This is a genomic window from Flavobacterium niveum (genome assembly GCF_055231775.1).
The window spans coordinates 788679-802635 of record NZ_JBUYSX010000001.1 but is presented as its reverse complement, the minus strand read 5'-3'; the positions used below and the strand labels follow the sequence as shown (position 1 = coordinate 802635).

Sequence of the window (13957 nt, the reverse complement as noted above, 5' to 3'; positions counted from 1 at the left end):
CTTTAAAGATTATTTTTTAAATATTTCAAAATAAAACTTCTAAAACATAAAAAAGAATGCAATTCGTCGTTAAAATATGCATTTTAACGATTGTGTAATGCATTTTGTCGGAATTTCATACTTACTTTTGTAGCATAAATACCCCAAGATCCCATGAAAAAAATTACAAAGCTGTTTTCATTATTCATTTTTTTGCTGTGCGCAACTACATTATTCGCACAGGCGCCTACCATTACGGCAACAGCGCCTACTAATGTAACTTACCGCACAACAATGACCATTACCGGTACAGGTTTTACCTCCGGTACAACCGTTCTCTTCTACACCAGTGGAAGTAGCGGTAGCACAGTCGCTGCACTTAGCACAACATTTAACTCACCTACACAACTTACTGTAGTTGTACCTACTGTTGTAGCTTCAGGTGGCGCAGCATCTACAAAATACATCGCTGTTTCTAAAGTTGTATCTGGTTCTACACTAACCAGTAATGCTGTTTCGTATACGTACACACCGTGTGCCACTACGCCAAGCAATGCTATTGTAAACCGTATTATTACTGACTACAATGGCTACTGGAGCAGTGGTAACGGAGTTAACAACAGCGGAGTTACATATCCGGTAAACAACGTACAACCAGACCTTCAACACAGCCTTATGGCATTCAGGTACGGTAGCACACTTTACAGTACCGGTAACGAAGCCGCTATTACAAACGTACTGGGTGGCAGCAACGCCACCACTACAGGAACCTATACGGCAGGTAACTGGAGGGCTATCCCTATTAACAACATTTCGGGTAATGTACCTACAGGGGCAAGTGTATATATAGTACTTGCCAGTATGATTGATGGTAATGCGGGAGCTTCAATATACAACGCACCATCGGTTGTGGGCCTTTCAGCACGTGACGTACTTATTGACGGTACACGCGGACTTGGACTTGGTACAGGTTTAACTAACCTTCCTGCTACAAGCCCACTTTCATTTGATTCGGGTACTATTATTTTCGGTAAGGCTACAGATGCTGAACCGGATATTATGGTAACACAGGTGGCCGAACCTACAAGCAGTGCGTTTACTACTTACTGCTTTACAGACAGTGCCGGTAACATTATAGGTGTACCTGTTGAAATCAACATGGCATCTATAAACAAACTTGGTACTTATAAAACCGACTTTTTTACCCTTACATCGGGTCAATCGTTTAATACAGCTACGATAAATGCTGTGGGTACCCCGGGTAACCCTACAAGGGACATCCGTATCCTTGCATACAAACTTTCTGATTTTGGTATAAACGAAACCAACAGGGTAAACGTAGCACACTTTAAAGTACTTACAAACGGTACTGACGATATGGCGTTTATGGCTTATAACAGGGATAGTTTTACCATACCTGCGCCGGAAATCGCTTCACAGCCTGCAGACCAAAACCTTTGTCCGGGTGGTACTGCTACATTCTCTGTAACACTTACCAATACTTCAAGCGGTACAGAAACCCCTACTTACCAGTGGGAAAAGAATGGTGTTGCCATTAATAGTGGCGGTAACGTAAGCGGTGCTACTTCGGCTACACTTACCATTTCAAACGTAAGCGCTTCAGATTATGGTATCTACCGTTGTGTGGTTACAAATGCTTCGGGTGCTGCCTTCAGTAACATGGCATACCTAAACACTATATTCCTTAACACTACAGGTGCCACAGGTTTTAATACCTGCCAGGGTACACCTTCATCTCTAAGCGCTACTGCTACCGGAACTAACCCACAATACCAGTGGTATGAAACATCTAACAACGGTACAGGTACAACTACAACAGGTGGTACCGCTATAAACGGTGCTAATGCTTCAACCTATACCCCTCCTGTAACTGCTGCAGGTACTAAGTACTACTATGTAGCTACATACCCGGCTAACTTTAGCTGTGCGCCTACTTACTCTCCTGTAATGCAGGTTACTGTATATGGTACACCGGTTGCCGGCAGCGCTACAGCTACACAGTCTACAATATGTGCAGGCAACACCGCAACAGTAACACTAAGCGGCTATACCGGTACAATACAGTGGCAGCAATCTACAGACAACAACACTTGGAGTAACATAGCTAATGCTACTTCGGCATCATACACTTCAGCTGCACTTAGCGCTAACACCTACTTCAGGGCTGTTGTAAGCAGCGGTACATGTACCACTGTTACGTCTACAGTAAGCCCTGTAACAGTAACACCTACTGTAAATGCAGGTACGCTTTCGCCAAGCCAAAACGTATGTAACAGCGACCTTGCAAGCCCAATAAACCTTACAGGTTATACAGGAAGCGTAGTACGCTGGGAGCGTTCACTAACTTCTGACTTCGCTTCATACACACAAATAAACAATACTACTGCTACACTAAGCAGCGCCGAAATAGGTACCATTACTGCAACTACTTACTTCCGTGCACTTGTACAGAGTGGCGATTGTGGTTCGGTTTATTCTAACGTGATTACCCTTTTTGTAGGTTCTACAATATGGGATGGCAGCACATGGAGCAACGGTTTCCCTGTAGGCGGAATGGCCGTAATATTCAACGCAAGCTACACTGCACCGTCAAGCTTTGCCGCTTGTACACTTACAGTGCAGAACAATGCTAACGTAGTTGTACCTACAGGCTACACTGCAACAGTTCAAAACTGGGTAAACGTAGCTTCGGGCAGTAGCCTTACATTTAACAATAATGCTGCGCTTGTGCAGATTACTGATGCTGTAAACAGTGGTAACATTACTATACACAAAACCAGTAACCCACTATACAGGCTGGATTATACACTATGGTCTTCACCGGTAGACGGGCAGAGCCTTTATAACTTCTCTCCTGCTACTTCAAGCACCCGTTTCTACGAGTACAAATACGACACTACAGATGGTGGTACTACATACATGAACGCTTACTGGCCAATAAGCAGCTCTACAATATTTGCAACTGCAAAAGGCTACCTTATCCGTATGCCAAACGTACTTAGCGGTAACGTAACAGGTACTACTAATGATGGTGTTACTACTCCTGCCGAATATATAGCGGGTACAGATAACTATTACTTTAATGGTATCTTTACAGGTGCACCACACAATGGTACATTTACTTACCCACTAAACAACCTTGGTGAGCGCTTTACAGCAGTAGGTAACCCTTACCCATCGCCAATAAGCGTTATAGATTTCTTCACTGCAAACACCAACGCTATTAACCTAACGTCGGGTATCTATTTTTGGAGGAAGAAAAACGACTATACTCAAACATCATACGCTACGTTAAGCCAGGCGGGTTATGTAGTTAACTCTACTGTAGGCGGTGGTGCAGAGCAGGCAAGCTTCTATGCCGGTGGTAACGGAACCTGGTTAGTATCTCAGGGACAAGGTTTCTTTGTAAAAACAAAAGATGGTGCTGTTAACCCACAGCTTACCTTTACAAACAGCATGCGCCGTAGTGCTCCGGGAGCTTCTCAAGCGTTCTTCAAGTCAGCTGCAGCTGCCGCAAATGCAAATGCAGGTACAGGTTCTCGCCTATGGCTAAACCTTATTGGTGAAAACAATGCATCAAGCCAAACCATGATAGGTTACTTTGAGCAGGAAGGTACACTTGGCCTTGACTACGGATACGATGCAAGGAAATTTACAGAAAACAACTTGCCAGTACTATACTCTATAGTGGAAGAAACTCCGCTTGCCATACAGGCAAGGCCGGGCTTTGAAGCCACAGACGTAGTGCCGGTAGCATATTCAGCACCTACAGCTGGTACATTTACCATAACCCTTGACCACGTAGACGGTATATTTACCGAGGGCCAGAAAATCTATGTTAGGGATAACGTAGAAGGTATTGTGCGTGACCTTACTCAATTCGACTACACATTTAGTACTGAAGCCGGTACATTTGAAAACCGTTTTGATGTAATCTACACTACTCAAGCTCTTGGTACTGATAACCCTGCACTTACAAACAACACTGTAATAGTGTATACTGAAGGTACAACAATAGGTATTAACAGCGGAAATGCAATGATGAACGGTGTTACGATATTTGACATCCGCGGCCGTCAGCTTTACAGCCAAAATGGTATTAACAATACAGAACTTAAAATAAGCAACCTTGCCGCAGAGCAGCAGGTACTTATTGTAGAAGTTAATACTGTAAATGGAAAAGTAAGCAAACGTATTGTCTTCTAAGTCCCCCTTTTATATTGTTCCCCCAATAACCGCCACAATGTGGCGGTTATTTTTTTATAGCACCTGTAAAAAGGCTAACTTTGCCAAAAACACTACATGAACAACAACGATATATTTAAGAAGCTGCGCGTAGCCCTGCAACTGCGTGACGACCAGATAGTAGAAATATTACAGTTAGTAGATTTCAGGATTACCAAGGCAGAACTGGGTGCATTCTTCCGCAACGCAGACCACCCTAATTATATGGACTGTGGCGACCAGGTATTGCGCAATTTCCTTAACGGGCTTATCATTCACCTGCGTGGCACTAAAGATGCCCCAAAAAACCCTCAGGATGTTTTGGCACAAAACAAACAGGCGGTAAAACAGCAATCGGCCAAGCCCTCTGCCCCACCCGCAAAAAAGACAACAGATAAAACCTTTAAAAAGACGGCTCTTGCCAAGGCTAAAAAGCCAGAACCAATAGTAGAGAAGGTGCGTTTTAAAAACGGGAAAAAATAAGAAACCGCTAAAGGTTGTTTTTCCTGAAGGTTACAATTTCGGCAATAAGCTGCAAAGGCATCGGTTCATTTATTGGGAATTGTACAGAGCCTTTCCCCTGCTTATATTGGCTCAAAGCCTCCTTAAAAGCCTCATGCCCCGTAGGGGTTGCGTAAAAGCCTATGTGGTTTTTATAGCCGGCAAAGTATACTAATGGCTTTTTATTCAGTTTGTAAGCAGGCATACCATAGCTAATGCTTTCCACTGCATCAGGGCAGGCATTTAATATGGTTTCACGTACTTGTCCTAAAAGCAATTGTACTTCCTTCGGGAATTGCGCTATGTATTCATCTACTGTGCTTAGTGGTTGTGATTTCATCAGCAATGATTTGATTTCTGCCGGAGGCTTGTGATATAAAATTCCGTTACCTAAATTTACTGATATTTTTTAATCATGCTCTACAATCTTCACACGCATCATTATACTAACAATCCCGATGTTTTTGAGGTGGTAAACAAATATCCTTACGAAGCGATAGATATACCACTGTTTTCTACCGGCATACACCCCTGGCACATAGATATAGCCAAGCTTGATGAGCATTTGGCAATCATAGAAGAACGGCTTCAACTGCCCGGTTGCCTTGCCCTGGGCGAGTGCGGACTGGATAAGCGCATCGAAATTCCGTTTGAGGTACAGGCAGAAGTTTTTGAAAAACAATTATTGTTGGCAAAAAAACACCAAAAACCTGTAATTTTGCACCTTGTTGCTGCATTCCAGGAGTTGATTGAAATAAAAAAGCGCCTGAATGTGGAAGTGCCAATGGTTATCCACGGGTTCAGTAAAAATGCACAGGTGGCAAAACAATTACTGGATAACGGTTTTTATATATCGTTTGGCAAGTACCTGTTGCGCAACCCGGAGTTAGGTGGTGTATTTGCAACAATACCGGCCGACAGGTTTTTACTGGAAACCGACATGATAGAGGAAACGATAAACGAGGTATATGCCAAGGCAGCAACAGCAAGGGAAATGGATATTCATACGCTAACCGCACAGGTAGCGGCTAACTTTAAAAGTATATTTTTATAATGGCAGTATGGCAGGAAAGGGCCGAGCTTTTGTTTAAGGCAGAAGGGCTCGAAAAACTTAAGAATGCAAAAGTAATGGTAGTAGGCCTGGGTGGCGTAGGCTCGTTTGCAGCCGAATTTATAGCCCGTGCCGGTGTGGGCAATATGACCATTGTTGATGGTGATACCGTAGATATTACCAATATTAACCGCCAGCTCCCGGCGCTGCACAGCACTGTGGGCGAACCAAAAGTGAAGATTGTAGGCGACAGGCTTATGGACATTAACCCTGAACTTAACCTTACCCGTGTAGAGGAATTCCTGTCTCCGGAGCGTGCCTTTGAGCTGGTAACACCGGACTTTGATTATGTGCTGGACTGCATAGACAGCATTACACCTAAGTTGAACCTGATTATCGCCGCCAAGCGTAAAAAGGTTAAGATTATAAGCAATATGGGGGCAGGAGGCAAATATGAGGCTTCTAAAGTACGTGTAGCCGACATCAGTAAGACTGACGTATGCCCATTAGCTAAAACGGTACGTAAGCGTCTTAAAAAAGAAGGCATAAGCAAAGGTGTAAAAGCCGTTTTCTCTGTAGAAACACCGGACCAAAGTAGCCTTAAAATGACCAACGGGCAAAACTTTAAAAAGTCGTTCTTTGGTACTAACAGCTGGATGCCTGCATTGTTTGGCCTACATGCCGCCGAAACTGTGGTGTGTTATTTGCTGAAAAAATAGCCTTTCAGCATATATAATAAAAAGGGCTGCTTCAAAACTATGAAGCAGCCCTTTTCTATTTGGCATTAGATTATCTTAATCAATATTTACCCCAAACATTACCCCGTTTGAACCTACGTTACCTATCTGGGTATGTACAAAATCTACACGCAGCACCCTGAATGCCCCTATACCTATGTTGCCGAAGCCTACAGTAAACTCGTGGTAAGGCTTGGTATCAGGTGTCAAAAGGCCGTGGTAGCCTACAATCAGGTTCCATTGCAGCAGGTTTAGCAGCGGTATTTTGTTCATAATGTAGCCTTTAAAGTCATGCTCGGCATGTATCTCAAGGAAGCTGTTGTTAGTGCTGGCAGTATAGTACGGCAGCATGTTGAAAGCGCTTAGCCTGTCACTTTTATCTGTAAAGTGCGTTTGGTTACCGTTAAAGTGCTTATAGTCGGCAAACGAAATATCATCAGCCCCAAAGAACTTACCTGCTTTAACCGATACCCCGAAGTCGCCCTTATTATCTAAGCTGGTCCTGTAGGTAGAGAATACGCTGGCATAGTCATATTTGTACTCTTCTTTATTGGCCGCAAAAGCTTTTTCGTAGTGGAAGCCCAGGCTTGGGTAAATGTCTTCACTTACTTTCATCTTTCCACCGCCCGGTGTGCTAATGTAATCATATGGCCAGATAAAATTACCGTTCAGGCTGGCCTTGGTTACATAATGTGTGGCAAACGGTACGCTGGTATTATCAAACGGGTTAAGCGGGTTGTTAGAAAAGTAATCGTCTTTATTTTTAATCAATACATAATCGGTATTGTTAAACAATGCTTTACGGCGCGAATACTCTACCCTTCCTGTTAACGTTATCCTGTCGAACAACGTACGTGAGTATGTTACACCTGCAAAGGTTTTGTCGTACAGCTTCATGTAGTTATCCTTAAATACCAGCGAGCTTACCATATTCACCAGTGGCGATATTGGTTCGTTCGGGTTAAACTGTTCTATGCTGTTACCTCCGTTAAAGTAAAAGGTACCTATTTTTTTAATTGTCGGCGCAAAGCTACCGCGCACCCTCAGGCGGTCTTCGGCAAGTCCATAATTAAATGTCGCCCCTACTGAAAACGGAAGCTTGCCCCCGTATTTCCTGTAACCCAGGCCGTTTTCAACATTCCAGCCCTGTACTGTATTGAATGACGGAAGGTCAAAGCCGTTGTATGTAAAGCCACTGGTATATATGGTTTTAGTACTGTCTTTACGTGTGCTGTACCAGGTGTGCCCGGTAAGTATATCACCTATAGAAAAATGGTTCCTGGCCTTAGCTATAGAATCCTGCCTTACAGGGTCGTTTTTAGCAATACGAATACTGTCTTTCTGCACATAGTCCTTCACTTCCTCATCAGTAAGCGGCACAGGGCGGGTAGTTTTCCAGTAGGTTGAATCCTTTTTATTAGCCTCTTTTTCATAAGACACTATTTCGTGCCCAAAGGTTTTCTTTTCAAACTTATCGTGGAAGGTGTAGTTACTGTACACGTGGGTAAACTTACCCGAGAAATTAATCCCGAACATACCCGCCTTAAAGTCAAACGTCTGCGAGTTTTTAGACCAAAGCCCGTTCGATTCGTTAAAGCTGAAATTCTGTTGCAGGTTCAGCGTTTCAAGTGGCGGCATCTGTACACGATAGCCCTTAATATCCACATCTATGGCATAAATGGCCCAACTTCCGCTGATAATGTAAATATAGCCCTCAAACACCGGCTCTTTATCCCTCCTCGGGATTATTTTTATCTTGCTGATTTCGTGGCCCTGCTCGTCAAACGTGCTGCCTTCAAATTTATATTTGTAGTAACCCAACGCGCCTTTGGCAATAGGTGAAATCATTTTTACTTCAAAATCTATATAGTCGTCGTAAAAGTTATAAAAGGTACCCAGCGCGGTGTTGTAGCTAAAACCACTGTCGCTGCCGCTTACCTTACTGGCTATGATGCGTTCCTTAAGCTTATCAGGCTGCTCAAAAGTAATGTGCGATACGGTTTCGCTCAGGTAAATCACACCGTTACCGTTTTTGTCCAACCCTTCGGGGCCTTCAATTGTCATACCCATCATTTTCTTCGGCAGGTTTGCCACACGGAAAATACCCTTGCTGTAGAAATCGGCTTCAAAACGTCCCAGCTTTTCGCTGTTCGCTTTTTTAGCTTTTATCGCCTGGCGAATAACTTCGTAAGCCGGATCTTCGGCATTGCTTACTACAATTTCCTTAAGTTCGTAAGCATCGTCGTCCAGGGTTACATCCTGCGTATAAGGCAGTGTGGTGGCACTAACGGTGATTTTTTTGGTTTTAAAACCGATGCTCTGAAATACAAGTGTGTATTTTCCCGGTTCCTTAACAGCTATTTCGTAGCCGCCGTTTTCATTAGCAGTAGTGTTGTTGTAGGTGTTTTCAATGGTGATACTTGCAAATGGGATGCCCTGCCCCGTTTTGTCTGTAATACGCCCTTTGATTTGTGCTTGTAGCGAAAAGCCTGCCAGCACCAGCAGTAGTGTAAGTAATTGTTTCATTTAGGTTAATAATTGGTTAATGATTGTACCCGTTTTATGGATAGACGTATAACGGCACAATAGGGTTGTATGGTATGCGAAAAATTTAAGAAAAATATTAAGCGACATTCCTTAAACCCGTAGCAGCCCACGGAAACCGCGTGCCGCATAATAAGACGATGCCCCGTTATGATACACAAATACAGTACCGTAGCGGTAGTCGGCAAAGATGGCGCCCCCTAGTTTCCGTATGCTATCAGGTGTCTTAATCCAGCTCGAAGTTTTTGCATCAAAAGTGCCGAGTTGCTGTAAATTTCGGTATTGTTCTTCATCCAGTAGCTCAATACCCATAGCATCAGCAGCTGCTTCCACACTATTTTCAGGTTTGTGTTCTTTGCGTTCATCTAATGCCTTTTGGTCGTAGCAGTAACTGCGGCGTCCTTTGGGGCTTTCGGCAGCACAGTCTACAAACAAGTATTCGCCTGTAGCATCATCAAACCCTATCACATCAGGCTCACCGCCGGTATCTTCCATTTCGCTGAGTGACCACAGTTTTTGCGGATTAGCCTCCAGTTTGGCTTGTACAGTTGCCCAATCGATATCCTCATGGCGTTTCAGATGTTTCTCAAAACGGGTTTTGAGTATACTAATAAGCGCTTCTGTTTCCTGTGTAGATAATGTTTTTGAGGTTGCCATGTAATTGTTGTTTTTTGATTGTACGCTAAGATACGACAATTGAAATAAGTAGATATTATTGATAACAATGCCCGCGTTAAGATTCTCTCCCACCCTTGAAATACTTAATCGGAAAACGTACTTTTGTTCCGCCTGCCGCAGTAGTATTTACCGCTGTTGGCAAGGTATGTACCTCACTTTTTATAACGTAGGTACATATACACATTAATTTTACGCAGGTTACTGTAATGAAACAAACAACCGAAGCATACGACGCCGGGCTAAAAACCACCTTAACAGGTATAGTAGTGAGCAGTATACTTGCTGTGGCTAAGGCGCTGGGCGGTATTTTTGGCAACTCTTATGCGCTTATAGCCGATGCCATAGAAAGCCTTACCGATATTGTAACCAGCGGATTACTCTATGTAGGGCTAAAATGGAGCGGAAAACCTGCCGACAAGGAACATCCTTACGGGCACGGTAAGGCCGAGGCACTGATAGCACTTGGCATAGCCCTGGCGCTTTGTGGTGCGGCGGCGCTTATTACGGTAGATAGCCTGCACAACATCCGAACACCGCACAAAGCCCCAAAAGCATTTACGCTGATAATACTTGCCGCAGTGATTGTCACCAAAGAGGTGCTGTACCGTTACGTACTGAAAACCGGTGAGGAGATTAACAGCGGAGCAGTGAAGGCCGATGCCTTTCACCACCGTAGTGATGCAATAAGCAGCGGTGCAGCATTTATAGGGATTACTATAGGTATACTGGGCGGCCCCGGATATGAAGTAGCCGATGACTGGGCAGCATTAATAGCAGCTATTATCATCGTGATAAATGCCTGGCTTATAGCCCGCCCTGCCATAGGTGAGCTATTGGATGAAAACCTGCAGCCTGAGTTAATAGAACGCGTAAAAGAACTGGCAGGCGAAGTAGCCGGTGTGGTTTTTGTACAAAAGGTACATATCCGCAAAATGGGTATTATGAACCACGCCGATATGCACGTTTGGGTGAATAAAGACCTTACGGTAGAACAGGGGCATGACATAGCACATGCCGTTAAAGACCACATACAGGAAATATTACCGCAATTTGCCTATATTCACATACATATAGAGCCCGACGGGCATACTGACTGAGTACACCAAACCTTAAAAACAAATACATTAAAATGAACGACAAAAGATTTACCCTTGTAAACAGGATTATCCACTGGGCTATAGCATTTACATTTTTATACCTTATGCTTACGGTATTACTGCGAATTGGCTGGATGAACAAAGGCGGTATGGCGCAAACTATACAGCATGGCCTTGCCGAAAAAAGCATTACGGTAGACGAAGATACCGCCCGTGGTATAGCCGGTACCATACGCCGCCCCATGTGGGAAACCCATGACCTGGCCGGTTACGTAATATTGGGGCTGTTTATCATCCGTCTTATAATCACCTTCACCCAGGGTGCTGCATTTCCTAATCCGCTAAAAAAAGGGGTTAGCGGCAGCGATAAACTAAAATCATGGGTGTATATCATATTTTATGTATTGCTGGGTATATCGCTGGTTTCAGCGTTGCTTATGGAGTTTGGCCCACATAGTTTACACGAACCTATGGAAGAACTTCATAAAAAGGGTACTTTTTACATGATAGCCTTTATAGTGATACACACAGCCGGGGTGCTTATTGCTGAAACCGGTAAAGAACGTGGCATCATTTCTAAAATGATTAGCGGCGATAAATAAGCTGTTATTTTTAAATAAACCTTTACTAAAACCAAAGTATGGCAGTACAATGCGCCGTATCTTTGGTTTTTGCTATTTTTACCGATATGAAAAAGATTACCGAAGCCCTGATGCGCAAAGATGCTGCTGTACGCAAAGTGCAGTTTGACCGCGAATGGTTTTACGCGATAGACGATGCTGCCGAATACCTTGGTGAAGACCTTAGCGGTGTAGAAACCGTGACGTTGCCTGTAATTGTGGATGGTGAAAGTTATAACGAAAAGTGTGCTACCTGGGAAGATATAGAGCGCTACCGCAACCGCGAACCTTTAAAGGACTACAAGGGTAGTGTGTTCCGTAATGCGCCCGTAGAGGTCAAAAAAACAGCACCCAGAGGCAGGAAAAAATAACATCTTACAGTCTAGACAATGGCTTAAAAAGTAAAACCCCGAAAACCTAAGGTTTTCGGGGTTTTACTTTATGCTGTATAAATGCTATTCGGTAAGCGTAAACTTGTACACTATGGTACCCACCTGCTTTTCCGGTGCGGAATTGCTGGAATCAAACTTCGTATTCATCGCTGCAATTTTTGCCTGGTCCAAAAGGCATTTGGCGGCATTGGTAGTACCCCTTGCCCCCGGACTCGCCGAAATTACACGTCCGTCTTTATCCACAGATATTTCTACCACTACAGTACCCTGCTCGTTACAGGTATAACGTGGTGCAGGCTTGGTAAGCACCTTACGTCCGGCCAGCTTGTAATTACCATTACCCGTACCCACACCGGCACCGTTACCGCCGCCACTGCCGCTTCCGCTGCCCGGGCCAGTACCGGTTCCATTACCCGAGCCATTTCCGCCTCCGGTACCACCACCGCTACCGCCACTACCATAGTAGCCATTACTGTTACGGTCGCCGTTCAGCTGGCCCTTATTACCGCCCTGTGCATCGTCTCCGTCACCACCGCTGTTGCTGCCATTTAATAAACTCGAAAGTGCATCATTTGTAGCCTTAGACGGTTTCGGGGTCTTCACAGGCTCCGGTTTTGGCTTGGTATCTTCCTTCTTAGGCGTTTTCTTCACCGGTTTTGTATTTACTATTGCCGGGGCATCGTCAAGGTCGCTGGCTACAATTTCCTCTTCATCAGGCGTTGCTGCCGGCGTACGCTGTGTTTTCTGGCTTACGTCGAGTACTTCACTACGGAAGTCAGCCCCCGAACCCACATCACTGTCGCCGAAGTTAACAGTAACACCGCCACCCCCGCCACCACCTTCAAGGTCGGCCAGGTCTGATTTCTCGGAATATTTAAAGAGGAACAACGCCAGCATTACCAACAGGAATATGCCCGATGTAATGGCAAGCGAAATCTTCTCGTCCTGATTTAACTTTACTGACATAGCCTTTATTATTTAGTTGTGGCGATAGAAAACTTAAGCTTGTTCCTCTGCCCTATCTGCAATATATCTACCATATCCTGCACCTGCAGTTCTTTTGGCAGCCTTACTATCACTACGTTGTCTTTGGTAGTACCCAGCTTGGCCATAAGCGCGCCCTCCAGCTCTTCCAGCGCTACCTGTTCCTTGTCTATAAAATACTTTTTATCGGGCGTTACAGATATGGTAACGTGCGCCTTATCGGTAGTTTTATTAGACTCGGCCTTAGGCAGGTTCAGGTCAATAACATTGGGGTTAGCCAGGGTAGAAATGATAAGGAAGAACAGCAGCAAAAAGAACATGATATCGCTAAGCGCACTGGCTGCGATTTCTGCATGGAAGCGTTTGTTTCTCCTTACTCTCATTTACCTACAGTTATTATGTTTACAAATTTTATAACGGCCTTTTGTACACGCAGGCCAAAACTGTCTATAGTCATGTTAAAGAAATGGTAGCCAGAATAGGCTATTACACCTACGATAAGCCCCAAGCCCGAACTGATCATCTTTTCGTAAAGACCTTCGGAAATGGAACCGATACTGATGTTCTCTGTAACCGAAATGGTATAGAATATCTTGATAACCCCCGATATGGTACCGATAAAACCAAGTATGGGTGCAATACCCGATACAAGCCCCAGCCAGCCAAGTTTCTTTTCCATAAGGCCAATTTCCACATTGGTCTGCTTCTCCATCATGCCTTCAATTTCGCTTAGCGGGCGCCCTATAAGCGATATACCGCTTTCCAGTATGTTACCGGCAGCACTGCCGGCCCTTGCGGCCACCATTTGGGCATTTTCTACCTTGCCTGTTGTAAGGTGCATACGTACTTCGTCTATAAGCCTGTCGCTATCGCGGGCAGCTTTGCTTATATACAAAGCCCTTTCTATGATTACATAAATTGTAAAAAACAAAAGCAGCAGGATGGGTACCACCATTACCCCACCTTTCATCAATAGTGAAAATACTTTTATTTCCTCGGGTGCAGCAGGCGCTACAGCAGTGCTGTCTACAACGGCAGCAGGTATCGTATCCTGCAATAAAAAAATTAGGTTTGTCATGTCCAATGTTTTGGTTTTATGTAATCCTTCTAAAACTATGCCTTTTTATAA

Annotated in this window: 13 protein-coding genes; 7 read left to right on the top strand and 6 right to left on the bottom strand. The window is 44.2% G+C overall.

Features of this window, described 5'->3' with window-relative positions; all coding sequences use genetic code 11:
• Positions 1-153 precede the first annotated feature (153 nt).
• Positions 154-4206 (top strand): T9SS sorting signal type C domain-containing protein, encoded by a 4053-nt coding sequence (locus tag ACZIX4_RS03305; protein ID WP_463334186.1) that lies wholly within the window; start codon positions 154-156, stop codon positions 4204-4206.
• Between the two features lie 96 nt (positions 4207-4302).
• Positions 4303-4707 carry a DUF1456 family protein gene (locus ACZIX4_RS03300; protein ID WP_463334185.1) on the top strand — a complete coding sequence of 135 codons (405 nt, stop codon included), beginning with the start codon at positions 4303-4305 and terminating at the stop codon, positions 4705-4707.
• Between the two features lie 7 nt (positions 4708-4714).
• Here the strand turns inward: ACZIX4_RS03300 and ACZIX4_RS03295 are convergent, their stop codons facing one another.
• The gene (locus ACZIX4_RS03295; RefSeq protein WP_463334184.1) at positions 4715-5065 is read right to left on the bottom strand and encodes an iron chaperone; all 351 of its coding nucleotides are present in this window, start codon (positions 5063-5065) and stop codon (positions 4715-4717) included.
• Positions 5066-5140: 75 nt separating this feature from the next.
• Here ACZIX4_RS03295 and ACZIX4_RS03290 point away from each other — a divergent pair, with 75 nt between their 5' ends.
• A complete protein-coding gene (locus tag ACZIX4_RS03290; RefSeq protein ID WP_463334183.1) occupies positions 5141-5779 on the top strand; it encodes a TatD family hydrolase in 639 nt (212 codons plus the stop codon).
• Positions 5779-6495, top strand: coding sequence for a tRNA threonylcarbamoyladenosine dehydratase (locus ACZIX4_RS03285; protein ID WP_463334182.1), 717 nt, complete (start codon positions 5779-5781; stop codon positions 6493-6495). Before ACZIX4_RS03290 ends, ACZIX4_RS03285 begins: the two co-directional genes overlap by 1 nt.
• A 75-nt stretch (positions 6496-6570) precedes the next feature.
• Here the strand turns inward: ACZIX4_RS03285 and ACZIX4_RS03280 are convergent, their stop codons facing one another.
• Entirely contained in the window at positions 6571-9039 is a 2469-nt protein-coding gene (locus ACZIX4_RS03280) for a DUF5686 and carboxypeptidase regulatory-like domain-containing protein (RefSeq protein ID WP_463334181.1), read from the bottom strand.
• 111 nt (positions 9040-9150) lie between these two features.
• Entirely contained in the window at positions 9151-9714 is a 564-nt protein-coding gene (locus tag ACZIX4_RS03275; protein ID WP_463334180.1) for a DUF4256 domain-containing protein, read from the bottom strand.
• Between the two features lie 227 nt (positions 9715-9941).
• Here ACZIX4_RS03275 and ACZIX4_RS03270 point away from each other — a divergent pair, with 227 nt between their 5' ends.
• From ACZIX4_RS03270 to ACZIX4_RS03260, 3 genes are read left to right on the top strand one after another with little or no spacing between them, the layout of a single operon-like run.
• A complete protein-coding gene (locus ACZIX4_RS03270; RefSeq protein ID WP_463334179.1) occupies positions 9942-10832 on the top strand; it encodes a cation diffusion facilitator family transporter in 891 nt (296 codons plus the stop codon).
• Positions 10833-10864: 32 nt separating this feature from the next.
• Positions 10865-11434: a cytochrome b/b6 domain-containing protein gene (locus ACZIX4_RS03265; protein ID WP_463334178.1), complete on the top strand. Its 570-nt coding sequence runs from the start codon at positions 10865-10867 to the stop codon at positions 11432-11434.
• Between the two features lie 38 nt (positions 11435-11472).
• A complete protein-coding gene (locus ACZIX4_RS03260; protein ID WP_463334177.1) occupies positions 11473-11823 on the top strand; it encodes a hypothetical protein in 351 nt (116 codons plus the stop codon).
• A gap of 84 nt (positions 11824-11907) precedes the next feature.
• Here the strand turns inward: ACZIX4_RS03260 and ACZIX4_RS03255 are convergent, their stop codons facing one another.
• The 3 genes from ACZIX4_RS03255 to ACZIX4_RS03245 are packed head-to-tail and all read right to left on the bottom strand — an operon-like array spanning position 11908 to position 13906.
• A complete protein-coding gene (locus ACZIX4_RS03255; RefSeq protein ID WP_463334176.1) occupies positions 11908-12810 on the bottom strand; it encodes an energy transducer TonB family protein in 903 nt (300 codons plus the stop codon).
• Between the two features lie 8 nt (positions 12811-12818).
• The gene (locus ACZIX4_RS03250; protein ID WP_463334175.1) at positions 12819-13211 is read right to left on the bottom strand and encodes an ExbD/TolR family protein; all 393 of its coding nucleotides are present in this window, start codon (positions 13209-13211) and stop codon (positions 12819-12821) included.
• Positions 13208-13906 carry a MotA/TolQ/ExbB proton channel family protein gene (locus ACZIX4_RS03245; protein WP_463334174.1) on the bottom strand — a complete coding sequence of 233 codons (699 nt, stop codon included), beginning with the start codon at positions 13904-13906 and terminating at the stop codon, positions 13208-13210. Before ACZIX4_RS03245 ends, ACZIX4_RS03250 begins: the two co-directional genes overlap by 4 nt.
• Between the last annotated feature and the right edge of the window lie 51 nt (positions 13907-13957).